The following is a 19,091-nucleotide window of genomic DNA, read 5'->3' as shown; positions in this document are numbered from 1 at the left end:
TCGCCCGCGCAGTGGATACCGGTTCGGCGAAAGGGCGCAACTCCAGCCGGCACGAAGACAACGCCGCCCCGTCACCGGAGCCGGTCGGCCCGAGCGGCAACAGGGCTTGGCAATAGGGCTTGGCAATAGGGCTTGGCAATAGGGCTTGGAATGTCCCGCACCGCGCGGGCCCCGCACCGCGCGGCCTCCGATCCGCGCGAACCGGCTCCCGGTTTCACCGTCATGCGCGATGACGACAGCGGGAGGGCGCCGATTTCGGAGCCGTGCAGCGTATCCACCGCGAATGCTTGTAGAAACAATCAGCACAATCGTTATCGCATTGCCTTGTGACGTTCGACAGCACATTGTGCCGATTCTTCAAGCACAGGTGCACACCGTGGACGAAACCGTCGAAACGATCGAGCGTGGGGCTCCCGACTACATCGAACTGACGGCGGGTCTCGTTTCCGCCTACGTCTCGAACAACCACCTGCAGCCGGGCGAGATTGCCAGCTTGATCGCCAACACGCACGCCGCGCTCGCGGGGCTTGCCCATAGCGGCGCCCCCGAGGCACCGGCGGCCGACAGGCCGACCCCATCCCAAATCCGGAAGTCGATCACCCCCGATGCACTGATCAGCTTCGTCGACGGCAAGCCGTACAAGACGCTGAAGCGGCATCTCAACGGCAACGGGATGACGATCGAGCAGTACCGGGAGCGCTACGGCCTGCCGCGGGACTACCCCTCGACGGCCGCGAGCTACTCCGAACAGCGCTCGGCCCTCGCGAGGAGCCTCGGTCTCGGCCAGCAGCGCAAGAAGGCGGCCCCGAAGGCCGAGGACCTCACAGCGACAGCCGCGGAGAAGCCGAAGCGTGCCGGGCGGCCGCGGAAGACCCAGGAGGCCTGAGGCCGGGCAGGGATCTGCCCGCCCCCTCCGGCGATCCTGATCTCCTCACCGATCGCGGCGGTCGAGCCTGACCGGGCTCCCGCTTGCGAGCACGCCAGTCGTCGTGCCGCCCCCGTTCACGCACGGGCGGCGCGCCCGCACCGAATGACCGGGCGACCGCTCTGTCAGGCAGCCCTCAGGCGACGCTCACCGGCACGCGGTGCCATGCCGTGCCGAGATAGCCCTTGTAGTTCCAGGTCACGTCGGGGTCGGCAGGCTGTGTCTGCCCAGCCTCGTCCCACGCCCGTACCACCAACGTGCGCTCACCGGAGGGCAGGTCGAGGTCGATGGTCCAGAACGTCCAGGCGAAGGGCGACGCGGCGTCATGCTCGAGCGAGGCCTGGGCCCAGGATCGCCCACCATCGCCGGAGACGTCGACACGCACCACGGCGCGGTCACCCGACACCGCGTAGCCGCGGATTCTGGTCGTTCCGGCCCTCAACGCGGCGCCGCGCAGCGGCTCGCAGATCACCGCGTTCAGCGGCATGGTGTTGATGGTGTGGCCCTTCGCCGGGTCGGCCGTCTCCGCGGTCACATCGGCCGGGAACAGCTTGTAATCGCTCGCCTGGATCGCGTTGTCGGAGGGGTGGTCCTGCACCGTGATGCGCTTGAGCCATTTCGGGCTCCGCACCCCGGCGTAACCCGGCACCACGGCCCGCAGCGGGAAGCCGTGCTCCGGCAGGAGCGTCTCGCCGTTCATGGCGAAGGCCAGCAGGGTTTCCGGCGCCAGCGCCTTCGCGAGCGGAATCGAGACGCCGTAGGGATGCCCCTCGACCATGTCGTGGCTCTCGAACGCGACATGCAGGGCCGCGCCCTCTTGGATCCCGGCCGCGCGCAGCACATCCCCCAATCGGATTCCGGTCCAGTCGGCCGTTCCGATGGCGCCGCCGTCCCACGGATCACCGGACACCGGTGCGACCGCCCCCATGTCGGCGCGGCGATTGCCCGCGCATTGCATCGTCGCGGTGACGACGACGTGCGGAAAATGCGACTGCACGTCGTGCAGCGACAGATCGAGGGGCGTCGGGACCGCACCATCGACGCTGATGCGGGCCTCATCCCCGACGATCGCCGGCAGATCTCCGTGGGAGCGCACGTAGAACGCATCCGCCGGCGTACGGTAGGCGGCGCGCAGCCGGACCAGCGGTGGCTCCGCGTTGTAGGGCGCATCCCCGTGAACGATCAGGCGTGCCTTTCGCTCGGCGAACGTCGACATGCAGGTTGTACCCCTTGATGCGAACTGGGAACGCCTGGGCTCATGGAGCGTAGCGCTACGAGAACGGAGGCGCGCACCATGATTCAGGCTGATACCCCGATGCCCGGCGAGGATCCGGGCGCGTTGATCGAGGATCCGTCCCGCCTCGACGAGATCGAGCCGTCCAAGCCCACCGTGCCCGAAGAGGACGACCCCGACGTGAAGGACACCGAGGTGCAGCCGACCTGATCTCGGCCGCCCAACCCCGTCCGAAGGCCGATACGAAGAGCGCCGCGACCATGATCGACCCGAAGCGCCCAGAGACCGATCCCGCCCAGGCAGAGCCGGGGGAGCGTGGCTACGAGAACCTGCCGGTCCGCGGGACCTCGCAAGGCCCACGCTCCCTCGGCGCCTCCGAGCCCGGGGACATCGGTGCGCCGCGAAACGACGAGGCGAAGCGGGTGGCCGAGCAGGGCGACACACGCTCGCCGGTCGAGCGCGCCGGGCATGAAGCGTTCGACACGGCGAAAACGGACACGCAGCGGCGAACGTGACCGGGCGGGACGCCGGATTCCCGGTGGCCGGATCCAGCCCACCGGCCACCGTGGAACCGGCCGGATCGTCAGTACCGGACGTTGGAGAAACCGTTTCCGCTTCGGCCGACGACGCTCTGGATGACCTCCTTGGTCGAGGGGCTGATCCCGCCATCGCCGCGTAGGCGCCGCCCGTCCGCCCGCTCAACGCGATCGAACTCCGGACCGCACCGCTCCAGCGCAGGGCGGATTTTGGAGGCCGGGTTCACGCCGCGTTGCGCCTCGGCGCCGTTCATCTCGAACCTGAGGCAGGACGCCAGATACCCCTTCACGTCATCGAACGCCGCGGCGTGCGCGCCCGACGTCAGGGCCACGAAAAGCAATGCGGATCGGATGAGCATCGGACACTCCGGCAAGGTTCGAGGATGGGCAAGGCTGGATGATGCCGTCAACGCACGACGAGAGCATTCGTCGCCGGCGTTTCACGCCCGCGCACGCCGTCGGCGAAGGAACGCCACAGCCCCCGCGGCCAGGATTACGCTGAGCCCGGCATTCACCTCCGGCGACGGCGCTGAACGCGAAGACGGGGTCTTCGGAACCGCGGAGCGCGGCGGTGAAGGACATCGTCCTGCTTCCCCCGGCGCCCGGGGGCGACGTGGAGGACGGATGTGCACCGGTCACCGGGGCAATGGCGGGAAGCAAGCAGAGAATGCCGGCGGACAAACCGGGGTTCTGATCGGCCACGCCGGAATTGCCGCCGCCGCCCGCCGCATGAGCACACAGGCAACGTCCGAACTCAGTAAAGTAGCATATCCCTACGTAGTCCATTGCCAATACTCAATTTACGCAACGTAAATACACTGACCTTCAGAGGGGTCATTGGCAATTATTTATTGTGGTTAATCGCACTCAATCACAGATAAAACATGCAGTTAAGATTATAGCCAAGCTTCGAGCATCTGGGGCTCTCGTTTCACTTCGCATGGTGCCAGATCCCACGCGACCCGCTCGGGCCGCGCCCCCACGCGTCAGCGACCCCGCCCGCGACATCCGACGTGCCCACGGGTGCCGGAAGGGCGAGCCCGGTTGTCTTGCGATCGGAACCGGCTCCGCGCCGCGGCCCCCGCCGCCCACCGCGCGCACTCGAAAGCGACGCGACGAGGGAACCAGATCATGGGCGCGGCGGGTCGTGGATCGCTTTGACCAGCCCCGCCGAATAGACTGTCATTATCTGGCGTTTAGACTTTTTTAACTATAATAATCGACATTCAATGTGGTCCATGGTCCTGGATCAGCAATCTTCAGCCCGCCCGGTTCGCCGGTGCGGGCTTTTTGATGCCCCGCGCCCGGGCGTTTGCCCCGGGGTGGCGGGGAGGCTCCTGATCAATCCAGAACCATGAGCGATGCAAGCAGGAACGCCATCTCTATCGCCAGCATCATGGCGATGATGCGAATGACAGACCGATCCTTCGCATTGTCGAGGTGATCCGAGCGGTCATCGGCCATGGTTGGGATCCCCATCCACGAAGCAGGCTATAGCCGCATTGGCCGCACGCTTTATCATGGATTGGAAACGCAACGGTTCGGCGAATATTTTCACGCGCCGAGATAGATCTGGCTACGCAGCCAACGCTAGGGATCGCTGAACCCTCGGCGCCGCATTCCACGCTACGGTTGCCACACGCGCAGCAGGTACCCGCCGGCCAGCACGATGATGGTGAGGGTCACGGCCGAGACCGCAAATTTCCTGGCCGCCTCCGATCCCAGATCGACGCCACGACGACGGCTTCGGGGCCTCAGGACCACGACCTTCGGATCGGAGAGCGGCTGGGTCGAACGCTCGGGTCGCCGATGCTTGGATCGCCCCATACGCATGGTCGCCTCCCTAACGCCGCTTCGTCGCATCGAGAGCTTGCGTCAGGTGCGCCACGACGTCATCGCCCTCGGACGCGGTCGAGCCGAGGTCGGCTGCAACCTCAGCCTCCGCGACACGCTTGGCCACCTCCATCAACACATGCTCCACAGGCGGCGGCCAGGGCGTCCCGTTGTCGAGAAGCATCCGGGCGGCCCTGACCAGCATGGTGAACTGCTCCGGCGGGATCGTGATCCCGGCCGCGTTCTGCTCGAGGATGCGGTCGGCGATCGCCGTCGCGAGCCTGGCCACCTCGGCCACCTTGTCGGGTTCAGTGTGGGAGCCGGTCACGTCGGGAATCCCGTTGTCTCACGAGCCCAGGGGCCGCCGACCCGATTGCGTGCCGGTCTCATGCCGGCGGCTTGCATAGGTTGTCCCGGAACAGGGCCCATTCCTCGCAGATGCGACCGTCCGAAAAGCGACAATATCCGATCTGGCCGCCGACGCCGTCCCGGATCTCCGTCGTGCCGCCCTGTTTGGCGCAGTTCACGGACGAGGGGTTCGCCAGCGCGACCCGGACGCCGGCGCTGCCAGCCTGGCTTGTACCCGCGACCAGGCAGACACCTGCGGCTGCAAGCAGAGATTGAGCGATCACGTCAGTTCAGCCCTTCGCCTTCCGGTACACGGTGCGGCGCTTCATGGAGCGCCTCCGATCCTATCACGGTCTCAAGCCCCGTTGATCTACACTCACTGTGCCCGCTGCAACCCTGAGGATCAACGTCGATGGGAAGACGGCCGCACGCCTCTGGATAAGCGAGAGGCTGGGCAGGTCGTCATGAGAGGGCCGCCCGGCTGGTGCGGGCGGGGGAAGCTGCCGTTTCCGGCCGCCGCCGAGGAACACCCGCGGCGCCTCGCGCCTTGCAGCAGGAGACCCGGCTACCGCACATCAGGCCCGACTCCGCATGATCCGCTCCTCGATCGTCGCCCTTCTGATTGTCGGAGGCCTGATCTTGCCCGGCCGTGCCGCCGACGCGCAGCACGGGTCCGACACGCTCAAGCCGATGCTGCAATCCGATAGCTTGGTCTTCAACGGGTTCACGCGGTCGAAGGATGGCCGATTGTTCTCGCCGTTCCAGCGCCAGTCGAAGGGCAAGGGCATTGAACTCGGCGAATGGCGGGACGGTCAGCCGGTGGCATTCCCCGACGCGGGCTGGAACGCGTGGAAGCCCGGTGACGACCCGGCCAAGGCCTTCGTGGCGGTCAACGCGATCCGGATCGGACCGGACGGCGACCTCTGGGTGGTCGACAAGGGCGCACCCGGCATGGGCGAGGTGCCACTCCCGGGCGGCCCGAAGCTCGTGCAGATCGACCTGGCCACCAACGCCGTGCGCCGGGTCTATCCGCTGCAAGCCGCAACCACCGACCGGAGCTTCATCGACGATTTCCGGTTCAACGGCCGCAATGTCTACCTGACGGATGCCGGCCAGCCCGGGCTGATCGTGCTCGATCTCGATACAGGCGCCTTGCGGCGTGCGCTCGACGGGCACTGGTCCACCATCGCGCAGCGGCCGCTGACCGGCCAGGGCCGCACCTTGCGGGACGACACAGGCAAGCTCCTGTTCATCCACGCCGACCAGCTCGAAGTCTCTCCCGACGGCAAGACCCTGTATTACCAGGCCTGCACTGGCCCGCTCTACAGCATCGAGACCCGCTATCTGGACGATGCCGGCCTGGCCGACGCCGAGCGGGCCAAACACGTGACGCTGTTCGCCGCCACCGTAGCCACGGGCGGGACCGCGATCGACGCGGACGGGACGATCTACGCCAGCGATACGGACGGGCTGCGTATCCTCAAAATCGCCCCGGATGGGCGCATGAGCACGCTCGTGGAGGATCCGCGCCTGGTCTGGGTCGACGCGATGTGGATCGACGAGCAGGGCGGCCTGTGGATTCCGGCCGCGCAGATGAACCGCACGCCGGCGATGAACGGTGGCGAGGCCTCGGCGGTGAAATTCCCGACGACGATCTATCGGATGCAGATCGACGCCAAGCCGCTGCGGAACTGATCCGCGTTCGAGCCCCCGGGCGCAGGCCTGGGCGCTCATCGGCGCGCCGCGGCATGCGGTCGGGAGCCTGCCGTGCTGCGGGCAGGCGCCGGGCCGTGCGCACGTGTTTGGTCCGCGCGCACGTGTTCGAACGGAGGGGGCGTTGAGAGCCGACCGACACCCGGCCGCGTTCCGCCGGATCTTGCCGGCAGGCCCTGCGTCCGGAAGCGGGGGGCTCATGCGGATCGGGACGGATCGCCGGACGCGGTGGCCAATCCCATGGTGACGGGGTCCCGCCGCCCGCTTGCAAATCGCAAATGAGCGGTTAAGCTCGAATGCGTAAGTAGTGACGAGGGGCATCGCCATGAAAACCGTACACCCGCAGAACGAGAGGCTTCCTGCACTGCCGATCCACGCCGCGATGACAGTCAATCCATCGTACGAGGATGAGGTTCATCAGGACCGGATGCGCCGTCTGCACAATGCGCGCGCCACCCAGCGCGCAGCGCGATACCACCGCATCCATCGCGCCGCCTCGATCTGACGGCGGCGCTTCCTGTTCCGCATCCGCGGGGCTGAAGACGAGGACATACGGCGCCTCCGGGACGGCATCGTCCTGGGGGCCGGCCCGCTCTGGGGACCCGGGTTCGAGGTGCACGCCTGAGCCGCCTTCGCACCGAAGGTGCGCCTGCCGCAGCTCGGTCGACGCGCCGGAACCGAAAGCCTTTCACAGGGCCAGATCAGCGGCTTACGAGCCTGACGAAGGGTCGAACCGCTTCACGTTCCCACCCAACCCGCGCGCCGGGGCGGCGCCGTGATCCGGCGATCGCCGTTGCGCCCATGCCGGAGCGCCGGTGCGACAGTGGCAGTTGTCGGAGCGCGTTCACCCTCACCCGCACAGACACGTCGGGCCGACGCTCCGACGAGCTCAGCAGGCAGGATGCTGAGCCAGGGTGCGGCCGGCGAATCGTTCGGGCACGCCAGGGCCGGCAACGACGGGGACGACCTCCGCCCCGCGGCGCCGGGCTCGTACGCTGCGTGAGCGAGCGCAGGCGACGCTCCACCGCCTCCAGAAAACGCCTGGCGACCCCGGTTGGGCTCGAACCAACGACCTGCCGCTTAGAAGGCGGCTGCTGCGGTCGATTAAGCTATTGCTGATGCGCTGTTTTTCAGCGCGTTGTCGTTGCCGTGTTGCGTTGGTGTTGCTGGTTCAATCGCGCCGAGCACAGAAAGCTCGCCTGCAGTGACCGCCCGGCGGTCCGTCCGGCCAGCCTTGAACAGGTGTCCATAGACCCGTTGCGTGAACTCAGGCGACTCATGCCCTGCCCATTCCGAGACCTGCCCGATCTTCGCTCCCTCGTCGATCCAGAGCGATACGGCGAAGTGCCGGAAGCTGTGCGCCGTCCAGCGCGGCGAGCCGTCAGCCGCTATGATCCCGAGAGCGATCTGTAGGGGGCCGAGCTGCCGGTTCACGATGTTTGGGTAGCCGATCGGTGTTCCGGTCTCCGACGGGAACACCAGACCGCCCTCCCCTGCCATCCTAGCTCGCCAGTTCGCCAGGATCGTTGCGAGCTGTGGGCCGATCGGCACGCTACGCAGAGCCGCCGCCGTCTTCACGGTGTCTCGAACATTATAGCGGTCGACTCCTTCTCGGACCTGAATGTGCTCAGGCTCGACGTTGGCCCAGGACAAGCCGCGCGCCTCACCGATGCGCAGGCCGGCAAGAGCCATCGTGGCCAGGAGTGGCCGGAGCCATGGTGTTGGGCGGAAAGTCTCCACAGCGACCCCTGAGTGCCGCGCGCGGAAGGCACGCGCCTGCCGGATCGGATGCTCGGTCGAGACCCGCCGCACCTCAACGACACGGGCCCCGTCTCCGCTTCGCTCACGAGCGATCAGAAACAGAGCCTCCGTATCAGCGGCTGCGGCGAGCATCGCCCTAACGACCTCGCGTTCTGGAATGCGGATCGTCTCCTCGACCTCACGGATCTCTGCGCGCCGTGTTTTCCGCCGGCTCCGAAGCGAGCGGACGGGATTAGCGTGGGCAAGTCGCCGACGGATCGCCTCATCGTAGATCGCACCCAGCACGATCCTGGCACGCCGACACGTGTCGTCGGTGCGTCCCTCAGCCTTGAGCCGTTCGAGCCAGTCACCGACGTCCGCCGGGTGGAGTTTCGGGAGTAGCCGAGTACCCAGGTAGGGCTTTACATGCCCCCCATAGTAGACGCGGTAATTGTGCAGCGTGGCGCCTGCCGCCCGATCCGCCTCCAGCGCGGCGATCAGCAACCGGTAGGCGTGGTCCACCGTGCTCGCTGCGCGGTCTGGTACATGGATGCCGGTTATCACCTCGCTCCGAACACGTACGAGAAACCCATCAGCCTCCTTCCTCGTGGGAAACTGGCGGAAGCGGCGAGCGCCGCCGCCGTCTGTGTAGGACGCGAGCCAAACGGCCTTACCGCTTGGGAGCGTTCGCTTTCGGATAGTTGCCATCGGCACCTCGTTGACATCGCGCTTGGAGGCTATCAGAAAAAACGGAGCCGCACTCAAAAATAGGGTTGCATTGAAAATGAGCCATACTCATAATCGGATCCGTTAGACGATGGCAACCCTTAGCGAACTGGTGAAGGCAATCGCTCAGATTCAGGGACTTGAGGAAAATCAGGTGCTTTGGATCGCTAGATACCTTCGCGAGGACGGACTGATTGCTCAGGGTGGCCGTGGTCGAGGCGGAGCTAAAATGAGAGTAGGAGATGCAGCAAACTTGCTAATTGGCGTCAACGCTCCCGGCGCCGCAAAACAATCATGTCAGCTTGTTAGATCATTTCGCGCACTACCACTAACTCGTGATTTTTTATCTCTAGAAGACCCCGAAGAATGGGACGAACTTAGGTCAGAAAATGATAATGATTGGAATAAATCTTTTTACCGACTCGCTCCGTTCGGAGATACACTTGAACAGATAATCAATAAGTTCCGCAATGAAGGTGATCAGTTGGATCGCCACACTACTCGGATCACGCTCTCCGGGCCGGAACTGACAGCCAGCATTTACATGGGTGCAGAAGAAGCAGAGCGAGCAAGAGACATGTTCGTAAATGTCTCTTTTGGACCGAATATAGTTTGTGATGACTCAAAAGAAGTACCTGATCAAGAGATCAGCAAAACATTCACTGACCGAACGCTTGCCAGAGTTGGCGAAGCACTAAAATCTTAAACCGCTGGGATTAGAAAAATGGAAGATATCAAAACTCGCCCCCCTGGCGTGAACGCTACCGGCTTGCCTCTTGCTGAGGATCTTATGTCTGGTGCTGGAGCGATTGCACACTTTATCTTCGGCAATGACTCAGAGGGCAGTCGCCGAAAGGTCTATCACGCAGCCGATAAACTAGGGCTGCCCTGCTTTAAATTAGGTGGAACACTGTGCGCCCGCCGCACCACCATCCTGAAGTGGATCGCGAAGCAGGAGAGCGTGGTATGAGCGCGGATGTCATCAAGTTTCCAACGGGGAGGCCAAATTTTGGCGCCGCGCCGATCAAACAAATAATTGCTTGGGTGCCTGAATATGGCATTGACATCGTTGACGGCGTCGGTGTGCCACACTGGACCGGCAAAGAAGTGCTCTGCAGGCTGATCAAGAATCCAGCCTTCACAGGAGACCTTAATTCTGATCCTTACGAGGATCCTTATACATATAAGGAAGTGGGGGCCTTCTGGGATCCAGTTCGTCGTGACGCGCCAGTCCCTAATTGTCCAGTAAAACAATTCGACTGGGACGAGTTTGAACGTTTGGCCGTTTCGACATGACCGCCGTCGTCCTCCCGTTCCGCTTCGCCCGCCGGCTGCCGCAGATTCGGAAGACGGCGTTGTACATGGTGACGGTCCCTAGCAACCATGCCGAGGGCCACCTTCGGGAGCAGCTGCGGCGCCTTGAAGACGGACTTCGTAGGAAGGGCATCTCTGAACCGCTCATCCGGTCCGAGGTCGGATCCTACGAAAGCGCCATCCGCGCGCACCTATGGCGCCTCTTGGTCAGCCAAGGAGGCGCCGCGTGAAGAGGGATGCCAAGGGCAACGACAAGAAAGAGCCGCAGCATATCCGCCTCTACGAGTGGCTGACGGAATCAGCGGCTTGGCAGCATCTCAGCACGGCGGGCCGGGCGCTCTACGTGCTGCTGAAGCAGCGATACAAGGGCATAAACAACGGTCGCATCATCCTCTCGGTGCGGCAAGCCGCCGATAATTTGAACATTAGCAAGACCAGTGCCTCGAAAGCGTTTCGGGAGCTGCAGTCGCTCGGCTTCGTCGAGGTCGTGATCGTAGGAGGCTTCGACAGCAGAAAGGATGGACGTGCTACCGAATGGCGGTTGACCGAACACACATGCGACGTGTCGGGCCAATTGCCGACCAAACGCTTCATGAGTTGGGTGCCTGGAAAGAATTTCACGGTCCCCCAGGGCGGACGCTCAGTCCCCGAGGGCGGACAGTCGGTCCCCCAGAGCGGACTGATGGGCCAAAGAATTCCTAGAACCGTCCCTCTCCGCGGACCGTGAAGCCCGGTTTCAGCGTTCTCACGGTCCCTCAGGGCGGACACATCTAATATACCATTCCCGTAGGCGCCACGCGCTCTGCGCCAACAGCATCCAGCACCATCACAGAGATCGGCCGCCACCCGCGGCTGTGCGGCCCGGCGCTATCCGGAGGGAGAGAAGTCATGTTTGAGAAAGAAAAAAACGAGCCCCACCGGATCAATCACTGCCTAGTGCATCCCGCCGTCACCATGGCGGCACATATGGCCCAGCAACTCCATGCAGCTAGCGTCAGCACAATTACCGCTGCGGAGTTCGAGGAGTTGTTCGAGACGACGGCGGCGCAAACGGACTGGCGTGATCACGGAATCACCCTCCGGATGGCGCTGCTGATGGCGTCGACCGCGCTCCAACTCCAAGCCTCGCTCTACTCGGCGATCTTAAAGGAGAGCTGCGAAGCTCAGAGCAATATGAAAACCGTCATGGCGCTCAGCGCCATCGCCGATCAATTCGGCGACGCTCAGCGCATCTGAGACGAAACGGGCCCGGGAAGCGACGGCGAGCGCCCCCGAGCCCAACCACAGTCCCCGCAGAGGAATTCCAGTCATCATCAAAAATAACACGCCTTCGGCTGGCCCGCACGCTTCCCCGCAGCACGGCCGGGTCTCGGCCGTGATAGGCACCATGCGAGACCCGGACTCCGATCGCGAGGCCATCCGCGCGCTGCGCGCCGCCCTTGTCCAGCAGATCGCTTCCAACCTCGACATGTTCGACCGGGTCGACGCAATCACCGCCCGGCACGCGAACCGCTGAGCCTCTGTCCGCAATTCGCAATTCGCAATCGCGAGCAGATCTTTCGAGCATACCAGCCTTGCCAAGGCTGAGACGCAAGCACGGGTCCTGGCTGAGCGGCACGATGATGAGTTCGCCGTGTTCGCACAGGTCGCTTCGGTAATGCCTCCCCTTAAAGAGCCGGTCGTGTCGCCGCCGGCGGAGCCACTGTTGCCGGTTTCAGCGCCGTTGCCGCGCACGGCTGTAGTCATTGAGCGTCGCATTTCGCGCCGGCGATCCCCCAGAGCGAAGCTTCGATGACCCGCGCAGTTATCGTTTCCCCCCGCCTTACGCCGTGACTCAAAGATGACGAGGCGCGCCCTGGCTTCCACATCGTCCACCGCAACGACTGGACCGATCCGGCCCGGTTCGAGGTCGTCACGATCCTGCCGGAGGAAGTGAACGGGCGCTGGGAGTGGCGCGTCTGGCGATGCGGCGGCACCAAGCCTAAAAGAGCAGACCAGTGGGATTTTCAGGTCAGGATCGATTGTTTCAGGTCCGGGCCGGACCATGCGCTCGATCTAACCGCGATCCGGGGCAGAACGGACAGGCTGTCCGATCTGAAGTTCGCCCCAAAATTATCCTAGCAACGTCCCGGTGCCGCGCGAGTCCATATCGGGAACACGTGACGAATTGTTGACCGTTAACTGGTAAAACGCTGCACATGTAGCGTAGTGGGAGGCCGCGTCATGGCCCTGGACCTGTTCGTCTCCGGCGTCCTGATCGGGAGCGTCGTCCACTGTTGGTCCGGCTGCTTCGCCTACAGCCCAAGCGGCGCTCCCCTGGGCGAGTACGCTGACCTCGATGCGGCCGCCGCGGCGCTCGCAGCTCGCGTCGACCTGGAGCCCGTTGCGGCATGACCAGGAACGACACCAACACCGAGCTGCTGATCCGCCTCATCCAGCGCGTGCCCATGCTGGCGATCGGTGTGAAGGCGGCCGAGGCTGAAGGCGACCTTCCTGCCATCGCCTACCGCCATCGCCTACCAGAGCGCCGTCACAACGTGGCAGCGAGAGGCAACAGCGGCCGTTGCAGAGATCCGGGAGGGGTACCCACCCCGAGACCGTCGTGTCGCTCCTGACGCCTACACGCGGGCCGCTGCAGCCGCCGACATGATGCGGACCACGCTGGAGCCTGTGTCAGCTTGATCGCCCGCTCTGTTTACCAAGGGAGGGGGGAGGCAAAAGTCCGGGCCGTAGGGGTTTCTGACCGCACAGGGTCGCATTCGCAGATTTAATTTCCTCAAGCCTGATTTCTCTATTCAAGTTGGGGGCAAACATGGTCGGTCAGCACGGCGGAAATCGCCCTGGCGCAGGGCGGAAACCGGGGCCTGTAATTGCTCCAGATCCGATCATTGCCCTGGGCGACGTACTCAGCCGGCTACCCTGCGGAGAACCGGGCCGGCGAAGGCGGTGTGCGACGGCGCTTGCGGCATACGGTGCCAGCAATGAGGAGATCGCCGCGGCTCTGGCGATCGAGCCTGCCGAATTAGTGGAACTCCTCGGCGCTGACATCGATGTTGGTCGCATCGTCCTGCGAACGAACATCCGGCACGAAATTATTCGCGCCGGGCTCGGCCAGGGCCGGACCTTTTCCGTGGCAGCGGCCAAGACAGCGTTGCGCTGGCTCGCGCAGCCGGCAGCAAGGCGCTGACGATGCACCCGTTCGACGTGCTGCGGATGCCGAAGGGCGACCGCGAGCCAGCACTCCGGCAAGCCGCACAACGCCAGCTTGTCGCCTTCGATCGTCTGGGCGACCCCGCGCCTCCCCGGCCGTGATGCCGCCGCGGCGGGGATCCCCGCAGCATGCTTCGGCAGACTGCCCTGCGCCGAATTGTCGAGTTCGCCCGCCGCCATCGCGTCGACCTACCCGGTCAGGCCGTCGCTTGCGCCAACCCTCACCGCCGTCGCGTAGCTCGCGACCCTACGCCGAGCTTCGGAACGTCTGCTTCCCAGAGGTTTGAGCGCCTCCGGATGACCGAAGGTGGCCGAAAGCGGCCTGTCCGCTGCGGAGAAAGTCGGTCGGAAAAGCGGACGGGCCCCTACCGACACTTTGCAGACCCAGCGAAGGTCCGCTCCCCGGCAGCTTGGTGGGCAACGATCTACGACTGGAGCGGGTGATTCAGTTGCGACCCGCTTCCCAATCATCGTTGGCCAGCAGGTGCAGCAAGCCAAGGACGGCTTGGCAGCGGCCCAGAAGGAACTCGCCACGGCGCAGTCAGAGCGGGATCGCGTGATCTCCGAGCGGAGCCAAGCCGAGCAGGCGGTCCGGAAGCTGGCGTCCGACCGCGACGGTGCGACCTCGGCGGTGGAGGCGCTACAGAGAAAGCAGGCCGACGCTCAGGCGCAGTTGGCGACCTTGACCGAGACGCTGGCCACTCGGAACAAGGAGATGGCCGCGCTCGAGGACCGTCTCGGGACGACGCGTCAGGAACTGGCGGCGGCCCAGGCCAAGCTCGCCGAGGCGCGTCAGCAGCTCTCGGACCAGCCTCCGGCCATGACGATCCATCCCGGCCCATCTCAGCCGCAGGCGCCTGCCGTCGCACCCAAGACAGAGTGAGTTTGCAGATGTCCGCCTGCGTCTGAAGTATCATCAAGATCTGTGTCTCGTTAGAGTCGTTCGTCCGTCACACGGGACTTCGACGGTCCCGTGTGACGGACGATCCCAAGGCATCCGGGTCTCCGACGCGACCCATCGTGCTGCGGGCCAGGAGGGGCGCGACACTTCGGGAGGGACGGCAACCGACTCGTTCATCGCAGGTTCTCTCCCTGTCGGCGGGATCGAGGATTGCATTCGCTCCGGACGCTGGGTCACCGCATTTCGGTGCCCCCGGGCAAGGGTTGCAACGGCGTTGCGCAACGATAGCGGGCCTGGCGAGATTGACCTGAGGCTGTTGAAGGCTGCGGTCGAGGCGACGGGCGAGGCCATCCTGATCACCACGGCGGAGCTCGACGAGCCTGGGCCGCGCATCGAATACGCCAACGCCGCCTTCGTGCGCCTGTCCGGTTATGGGTTGGACGAGGTTATCGGCCGGAGCCCGCGCTTCCTGCAGGGCTCAAGAACGGAACGTGCCGAGCTCGACCGCGCCCGGGCGTTGCTTGAGGCGGGGGAGCCGTTCCAAGGCGAGGCGTTGAATTACCGTAAGGATGGTTCGACCTACATGGTCGAGTGGCTGATCACACCCGTTCGGGAAGCCGATGGCCGGATCACGCACTGGGTCTCCGCCCAGCGCGACGTGACGGACCGCCGTGCCTTCGAGGAGCGGCAGGCCATGATGGTCCGCGAGCTCCACCACCGCGTCAAGAACACCCTGGCGACCGTCCAGGCCGTCTTGAACGCCACGATGCGCTCGGCCGTGTCGCTGCCGGAATTCGGGAGGGCCTTCACCGGCCGCATCGTCTCGCTCGCGCGGACCCACGCGCTCATTACCGAGGACCAGGCTCAGGTCGCATCGTTCGAGGGACTGCTCAGGGCCGAACTCGATCCCTACAACGAGAACGGTCGCATCACCCTCCGGGGGCCGGACCTTCGGCTTCCCTCCGAGCTGGCGGTACCCATCGGCATGGCCTTGCACGAGCTGACCACCAACGCCCTTAGGCACGGCGCTCTGGCGCATCCGAATGGTCGGGTCACCGTAACGTGGACCGTGGAGGATCGCCCGGACGGCGGCTGGCTAGCTTGGGTCTGGAACGAGCATGACGGACCGCCGCCTTCGCTGCCCACACGGGAGGGTTTCGGCATGCGACTGATCAACCGCATCCTGTCCGCGCAGACGGGCGCCGAGGTGGACATCGCAGCGGACGCCGACGGCCTTCGGATCAGCATCGGCATCCCCCTGCCGAAGCGCTGACGGTTCTCTTCGCCATCGACAAATCGGACGACGACCGCCGGGACGCTGCGCGGATCGCATGGTGACGTGGTGACCATTGCGATAAGGTCGTGCAATGTTTGCAGAAATAGCTCGGACGACGGAATGAGAGCGTGGATGTGATGTCCTGCGATACCAGAACCCCGATTGGCCGGAACGCTTTACGCCGCTTGGGCCTGACATTCCCATGGATCGCATCACGATGAGCGACCGAGAGGTCGAACGCCTTCGAGCCCTCGACCGCTACCGGCTGCTGGACACGCCTCCCGAGCAGGACTTCGACGAGATCGCCGAGGCCGCCGCGGACCTGTGCGAGACGCCCATCGCGGTGGTCAACCTCGTCGGCGACGGGCGCCAGTTCTTCAAGGCCGAGATCGGCCTCGGCGTCCGTGAGACCCCGCTTGAGACCTCCTTCTGCCGGCAGGCGCTGCTCCAGGAAGACTTCCTGTGCATCCCCGATGCGAGCCACGACCCGCGGTTCGCAGGCAACCCGCTCGTGACCGGCGAGCCTGGCCTGCGCTTCTATGCGGGCGCCTTGCTGAGGACTCCCGAAGGCCAACCGGTCGGCACGGTCTGCGTGCTCGACACCAAGCCGCACGACCTCACGGATCGACAACGCAAGGGCCTGATGCGTCTCGCCCGACAGGCCATGGGCCAGATGGAGCTTCGCCGCTCCCTCAGGGAGCAGGCCGAGCAGCGTCTGCTCAACGAGCGCATCCTCGACGGCGCCACCGACTACGCCATCGTCGCTAGCGATCCGGAAGGACGCATCACCCGGTGGAACGCCGGGGCCGAGCGCATCATGGGCTGGATCGAGGCGGAGATGCTCGGTCTCCCACTCGACGTGTTCTTCACGCCTGAGGATCGGGCCGGGGGCATCCCGCGCGAAGAAATGGAGCTCGCCCGGCTGACCGGAAACGGTCCGGACGAGCGATGGCACGTGCGCAAGGACGGCAGCCGTTTCTGGGCGACGGGCGAGGTGAAGCCGCTCATGTCGGGCGGCGGCGAGGTGCTCGGCTACCTCAAGATCCTGAGGGACCGCACCGAGGAGCGCGAGGTCGCGGCAGCACTGGAAGCCAGCGAGTTGAGGTACCGCTCCCTCGTCGAGGTGAGCCCGCAGGTGGTGTGGTTCGGCGATGCCGACGGGACGATCTCCTACTGCAACGCCTATTGGTACGACTACACGGGCCTCCCGGCCGGCGAGACCGGCGAGGCCAGTTGGATGGGCGTGATCCATCCCGATCATCGCGACGCGACCCGTGTGGCATGGCTCTCCGCCGCCTCGGCGGGCCGGCCCTACGAGGTCGAGTTCCTCCTTCGGCGGGTGGACGGCGAGTACCGGTGGTTCCTATCCCGAGCCCAACCGGTACGGGACACCGATGGAACGATCCGCAGCTGGATCGGAACCTCACTCGACATCCACGAGCGCAAGGTCGCCGAGGAACGCTTTCAGGCGCTCATGACGCTCGCCCCGGCCGTCATCTGGTTCGGCAATCCGGACGGCAGCCTCAGCTATCTCAACGACCGTTGGTACGCCTACACCGGACAGATCCCCGAGCAGGCCCTGCCGTGGGGATGGGCGGAGGTGATCCACCCGGACGACCTGCCCGGCCTCCGAGAGGCATGGGATGCGGCGCGCATGGGCGAGGTCACCTACGACACCGAGGCCCGGTTGCGACGGCTCGACGGGGCCTACCGCTGGTTCCTGATCCGGGCCGAGCCGATGCGCGACGGCACCGGGCACGTTGTTGGCTGGCTCGGCAGCAACAGCGATATCCACGACCGTAGGCAGGCCGTGGAAGACCTCGCAAGGGCGCGGGAACAGCTGAGGCTTGCCGTCGACGCGACCGGCACCGGCATCTTCGACTACGACCTGGTCGCCGATGTGCTTGAGTGGGACGTCCGCACGCGTTCCTTCTTCGGCCTTGGACCCGACGATCCGGTCAGCCTTGAGGTCTACCTCGCCCGCCTCCATCCGGACGACCGCGAACGGGCTGACCGAGCCGTGGCCGCGGCGCTCGATCCGGCCGGCGGCGGCACCTACGACATCACGTACCGCACCATCGACCCGGCGGGCGGGATCGAGCGTTGGGTTTCCGCGAGGGGCCAAACGCTGTTCGAGGGCGACCGGCCGATACGCCTCATCGGCACGGCGCGCGACGTCTCCGAGGGCCGCAGGGCGGAGCAGGCCCTGCGCGAGACCGAGGAGCGCTACCGCATCGCCGCACGGGCAACCAACGACGCGATCTGGGACTGGGACCTGACCACCAACCTTGTCCTGTGGAACGAGGCGCTCCACGTCGCCCACGGACACCGACCGGAGACGGTGGAGCCCACCGGCGACTGGTGGATCGCCCATATCCACCCCGATGACCGGTCCCGTATCGACGCCTCCATCCACGCCGTCATCGACCGGATCGACACGGCGTGGACCGACGAGTACCGGTTCCGCCGGGCGGACGGGTCCTACGCCGACATCCTCGACCGCGGCTACGTCATACGGAACGATGATGGTCGTGCCGTGCGGATGATCGGCGCGATGTTCGACATCAGCGAACGCAAGCGCGCCGAGGAGCACCAGCGCCTGCTCACCGGCGAACTCCAGCACCGGGTCAAGAACACCCTCGCCATGGTCCAGGCGATCGCCAGCCAGACCTTCCGCAACGCCGCAGACATCGAGTCCGCCCGCGAGGCGTTCTCCGCCCGCCTGATCTCCCTCGGGCGTGCGCACGACATCCTGACCCAGTCCAGCTGGACCCAGGCTCCCATCGCAGAGGTCGTGGACGGCGCCCTGGCGGTTCACCGCGGCGAGGCGGTCTCGCGTATCCGTTCGAGCGGTCCCGACGTGCCGCTTGCCGCCAAGCCGGCCCTCGCCCTGGCGCTCGCCCTCCACGAACTCGCAACCAACGCGGCCAAGTACGGAGCCCTGTCGAACGAGGATGGGACCGTGGACCTGCGCTGGCACGTCGTCCACGAGGGCGACACGCCGCGCTTCTGCCTAACCTGGTCCGAACAGGGTGGCCCACCGATCCTGGCACAGCCGTCGCGCCGCGGCTTCGGTTCTCGACTGATCGAGCGCAGCTTCGCGGCAGACGTCGGTGGCGACGTGCGTATGACCTACAGCCCCGCTGGGCTCGTCTGTCGGCTGGAGGCGCCGCTCGCGTCGATGCAGGAAACCAGGGACGAGGCGGCCTGATGCCGCGGTGAGGTCGGGTTCCGATGTCCATCGCAAGTTTAGGCGTGCCCCCGCAATCCCTGATCGGGCATGGGGCCTCCGGAGACCGGCTTCACGGCGTCGCCGCTCCGCACATCCGGCATCG

Annotated in this window: 23 protein-coding genes; 16 read left to right on the top strand and 7 right to left on the bottom strand. The window is 65.3% G+C overall.

The window, feature by feature from the left end:
- Positions 1 to 376: 376 nt before the first annotated feature.
- Positions 377 to 886: a MucR family transcriptional regulator gene (locus FV242_RS12230; protein ID WP_246692130.1), complete on the top strand. Its 510-nt coding sequence runs from the start codon at positions 377 to 379 to the stop codon at positions 884 to 886.
- Positions 887 to 1,061: 175 nt separating this feature from the next.
- Here FV242_RS12230 and FV242_RS12225 read toward each other — a convergent pair whose 3' ends face one another.
- Entirely contained in the window at positions 1,062 to 2,141 is a 1,080-nt protein-coding gene (locus FV242_RS12225) for a molybdopterin-dependent oxidoreductase (RefSeq protein WP_147939118.1), read from the bottom strand.
- Positions 2,142 to 2,219: 78 nt separating this feature from the next.
- Between FV242_RS12225 and FV242_RS34515 the strand changes: the two genes are divergently transcribed.
- Positions 2,220 to 2,369 carry a hypothetical protein gene (locus FV242_RS34515; protein ID WP_187278406.1) on the top strand — a complete coding sequence of 50 codons (150 nt, stop codon included), beginning with the start codon at positions 2,220 to 2,222 and terminating at the stop codon, positions 2,367 to 2,369.
- A gap of 50 nt (positions 2,370 to 2,419) precedes the next feature.
- Complete coding sequence (locus FV242_RS12220) at positions 2,420 to 2,674, top strand: hypothetical protein (protein WP_147939117.1); 255 nt, start codon at positions 2,420 to 2,422, stop codon at positions 2,672 to 2,674.
- Positions 2,675 to 2,742: 68 nt separating this feature from the next.
- Here FV242_RS12220 and FV242_RS12215 read toward each other — a convergent pair whose 3' ends face one another.
- The 5 genes from FV242_RS12215 to FV242_RS12200 all read right to left on the bottom strand — a co-directional run bounded on the left by FV242_RS12215 (position 2,743) and on the right by FV242_RS12200 (position 5,160).
- Entirely contained in the window at positions 2,743 to 3,054 is a 312-nt protein-coding gene (locus FV242_RS12215; protein WP_147939116.1) for a hypothetical protein, read from the bottom strand.
- A 982-nt stretch (positions 3,055 to 4,036) separates the two neighbouring features.
- On the bottom strand, positions 4,037 to 4,159 hold the full coding sequence (locus FV242_RS36070) for a hypothetical protein (protein WP_281407058.1): 123 nt from the start codon (positions 4,157 to 4,159) through the stop codon (positions 4,037 to 4,039).
- A 162-nt stretch (positions 4,160 to 4,321) separates the two neighbouring features.
- Positions 4,322 to 4,528 (bottom strand): hypothetical protein, encoded by a 207-nt coding sequence (locus FV242_RS12210; protein ID WP_147939115.1) that lies wholly within the window; start codon positions 4,526 to 4,528, stop codon positions 4,322 to 4,324.
- Between the two features lie 10 nt (positions 4,529 to 4,538).
- Positions 4,539 to 4,856, bottom strand: a complete 318-nt coding sequence (locus tag FV242_RS12205; protein ID WP_147909627.1) for a hypothetical protein — start codon at positions 4,854 to 4,856, stop codon at positions 4,539 to 4,541.
- A gap of 58 nt (positions 4,857 to 4,914) precedes the next feature.
- Positions 4,915 to 5,160, bottom strand: a complete 246-nt coding sequence (locus tag FV242_RS12200; RefSeq protein ID WP_147909628.1) for a DUF333 domain-containing protein — start codon at positions 5,158 to 5,160, stop codon at positions 4,915 to 4,917.
- Positions 5,161 to 5,467: 307 nt separating this feature from the next.
- On the opposite strand from FV242_RS12200, the gene FV242_RS12195 reads away from it, so the two are divergent.
- Together FV242_RS12195 and FV242_RS12190 are read left to right on the top strand one after the other, a co-directional pair.
- On the top strand, positions 5,468 to 6,571 hold the full coding sequence (locus FV242_RS12195; protein WP_246692683.1) for an SMP-30/gluconolactonase/LRE family protein: 1,104 nt from the start codon (positions 5,468 to 5,470) through the stop codon (positions 6,569 to 6,571).
- A gap of 343 nt (positions 6,572 to 6,914) precedes the next feature.
- Positions 6,915 to 7,094, top strand: a complete 180-nt coding sequence (locus FV242_RS12190; RefSeq protein WP_147939114.1) for a hypothetical protein — start codon at positions 6,915 to 6,917, stop codon at positions 7,092 to 7,094.
- A 599-nt stretch (positions 7,095 to 7,693) separates the two neighbouring features.
- Here the strand turns inward: FV242_RS12190 and FV242_RS12185 are convergent.
- Positions 7,694 to 9,037 (bottom strand): site-specific integrase, encoded by a 1,344-nt coding sequence (locus FV242_RS12185; protein WP_147939113.1) that lies wholly within the window; start codon positions 9,035 to 9,037, stop codon positions 7,694 to 7,696.
- 109 nt (positions 9,038 to 9,146) lie between these two features.
- Between FV242_RS12185 and FV242_RS12180 the strand changes: the two genes are divergently transcribed.
- The 11 genes from FV242_RS12180 to FV242_RS12140 all read left to right on the top strand — a co-directional run bounded on the left by FV242_RS12180 (position 9,147) and on the right by FV242_RS12140 (position 18,967).
- Positions 9,147 to 9,761 (top strand): hypothetical protein, encoded by a 615-nt coding sequence (locus FV242_RS12180; protein WP_147939112.1) that lies wholly within the window; start codon positions 9,147 to 9,149, stop codon positions 9,759 to 9,761.
- Positions 9,762 to 9,779: 18 nt separating this feature from the next.
- Complete coding sequence (locus tag FV242_RS12175) at positions 9,780 to 10,025, top strand: DNA-binding protein (protein ID WP_147939111.1); 246 nt, start codon at positions 9,780 to 9,782, stop codon at positions 10,023 to 10,025.
- Positions 10,022 to 10,351 (top strand): hypothetical protein, encoded by a 330-nt coding sequence (locus tag FV242_RS12170; protein ID WP_147939110.1) that lies wholly within the window; start codon positions 10,022 to 10,024, stop codon positions 10,349 to 10,351. Before FV242_RS12175 ends, FV242_RS12170 begins: the two co-directional genes overlap by 4 nt.
- Positions 10,348 to 10,599, top strand: coding sequence for a DUF6074 family protein (locus tag FV242_RS35450; protein WP_147939109.1), 252 nt, complete (start codon positions 10,348 to 10,350; stop codon positions 10,597 to 10,599). Before FV242_RS12170 ends, FV242_RS35450 begins: the two co-directional genes overlap by 4 nt.
- Positions 10,596 to 11,096 (top strand): hypothetical protein, encoded by a 501-nt coding sequence (locus FV242_RS12160; RefSeq protein WP_147939108.1) that lies wholly within the window; start codon positions 10,596 to 10,598, stop codon positions 11,094 to 11,096. Before FV242_RS35450 ends, FV242_RS12160 begins: the two co-directional genes overlap by 4 nt.
- Positions 11,097 to 11,257: 161 nt before the next feature.
- A complete protein-coding gene (locus FV242_RS12155) occupies positions 11,258 to 11,605 on the top strand; it encodes a hypothetical protein (RefSeq protein WP_147939107.1) in 348 nt (115 codons plus the stop codon).
- A gap of 151 nt (positions 11,606 to 11,756) precedes the next feature.
- Positions 11,757 to 11,885, top strand: a complete 129-nt coding sequence (locus tag FV242_RS36065; RefSeq protein WP_281407057.1) for a hypothetical protein — start codon at positions 11,757 to 11,759, stop codon at positions 11,883 to 11,885.
- Positions 11,886 to 12,592: 707 nt separating this feature from the next.
- Entirely contained in the window at positions 12,593 to 12,763 is a 171-nt protein-coding gene (locus FV242_RS34510; RefSeq protein WP_187278405.1) for a hypothetical protein, read from the top strand.
- Between the two features lie 1,300 nt (positions 12,764 to 14,063).
- Positions 14,064 to 14,462: a hypothetical protein gene (locus FV242_RS12150; protein WP_147939106.1), complete on the top strand. Its 399-nt coding sequence runs from the start codon at positions 14,064 to 14,066 to the stop codon at positions 14,460 to 14,462.
- A gap of 334 nt (positions 14,463 to 14,796) precedes the next feature.
- Positions 14,797 to 15,753 (top strand): HWE histidine kinase domain-containing protein, encoded by a 957-nt coding sequence (locus tag FV242_RS12145; RefSeq protein WP_246692682.1) that lies wholly within the window; start codon positions 14,797 to 14,799, stop codon positions 15,751 to 15,753.
- A 220-nt stretch (positions 15,754 to 15,973) separates the two neighbouring features.
- Positions 15,974 to 18,967 carry a PAS domain-containing protein gene (locus FV242_RS12140; RefSeq protein WP_147939104.1) on the top strand — a complete coding sequence of 998 codons (2,994 nt, stop codon included), beginning with the start codon at positions 15,974 to 15,976 and terminating at the stop codon, positions 18,965 to 18,967.
- Positions 18,968 to 19,091: the final 124 nt, after the last annotated feature.

Origin of the sequence: Methylobacterium sp. WL64, assembly GCF_008039945.1 — a bacterium.
Taxonomy (GTDB): Bacteria; Pseudomonadota; Alphaproteobacteria; order Rhizobiales; family Beijerinckiaceae; genus Methylobacterium.
The sequence above is the reverse complement of the archived record's forward strand: the minus strand, read 5'-3'. Positions and strand labels throughout refer to the sequence as shown.

Coding starts and splice junctions, on each gene's coding strand:
- FV242_RS12225 (WP_147939118.1), bottom strand. CDS start 2,141: ATGTCGACGTTCGCCGAGCGAAAGGCACGCCTGATCGTTCACGGGGAT.
- FV242_RS34515 (WP_187278406.1), top strand. CDS start 2,220: ATGATTCAGGCTGATACCCCGATGCCCGGCGAGGATCCGGGCGCGTTG.
- FV242_RS12220 (WP_147939117.1), top strand. CDS start 2,420: ATGATCGACCCGAAGCGCCCAGAGACCGATCCCGCCCAGGCAGAGCCG.
- FV242_RS12215 (WP_147939116.1), bottom strand. CDS start 3,054: ATGCTCATCCGATCCGCATTGCTTTTCGTGGCCCTGACGTCGGGCGCG.
- FV242_RS36070 (WP_281407058.1), bottom strand. CDS start 4,159: ATGGCCGATGACCGCTCGGATCACCTCGACAATGCGAAGGATCGGTCT.
- FV242_RS12210 (WP_147939115.1), bottom strand. CDS start 4,528: ATGCGTATGGGGCGATCCAAGCATCGGCGACCCGAGCGTTCGACCCAG.
- FV242_RS12195 (WP_246692683.1), top strand. CDS start 5,468: ATGATCCGCTCCTCGATCGTCGCCCTTCTGATTGTCGGAGGCCTGATC.
- FV242_RS12190 (WP_147939114.1), top strand. CDS start 6,915: ATGAAAACCGTACACCCGCAGAACGAGAGGCTTCCTGCACTGCCGATC.
- FV242_RS12185 (WP_147939113.1), bottom strand. CDS start 9,037: ATGGCAACTATCCGAAAGCGAACGCTCCCAAGCGGTAAGGCCGTTTGG.
- FV242_RS12180 (WP_147939112.1), top strand. CDS start 9,147: ATGGCAACCCTTAGCGAACTGGTGAAGGCAATCGCTCAGATTCAGGGA.
- FV242_RS12175 (WP_147939111.1), top strand. CDS start 9,780: ATGGAAGATATCAAAACTCGCCCCCCTGGCGTGAACGCTACCGGCTTG.
- FV242_RS12170 (WP_147939110.1), top strand. CDS start 10,022: ATGAGCGCGGATGTCATCAAGTTTCCAACGGGGAGGCCAAATTTTGGC.
- FV242_RS35450 (WP_147939109.1), top strand. CDS start 10,348: ATGACCGCCGTCGTCCTCCCGTTCCGCTTCGCCCGCCGGCTGCCGCAG.
- FV242_RS12155 (WP_147939107.1), top strand. CDS start 11,258: ATGTTTGAGAAAGAAAAAAACGAGCCCCACCGGATCAATCACTGCCTA.
- FV242_RS36065 (WP_281407057.1), top strand. CDS start 11,757: ATGCGAGACCCGGACTCCGATCGCGAGGCCATCCGCGCGCTGCGCGCC.
- FV242_RS34510 (WP_187278405.1), top strand. CDS start 12,593: ATGGCCCTGGACCTGTTCGTCTCCGGCGTCCTGATCGGGAGCGTCGTC.
- FV242_RS12140 (WP_147939104.1), top strand. CDS start 15,974: ATGAGCGACCGAGAGGTCGAACGCCTTCGAGCCCTCGACCGCTACCGG.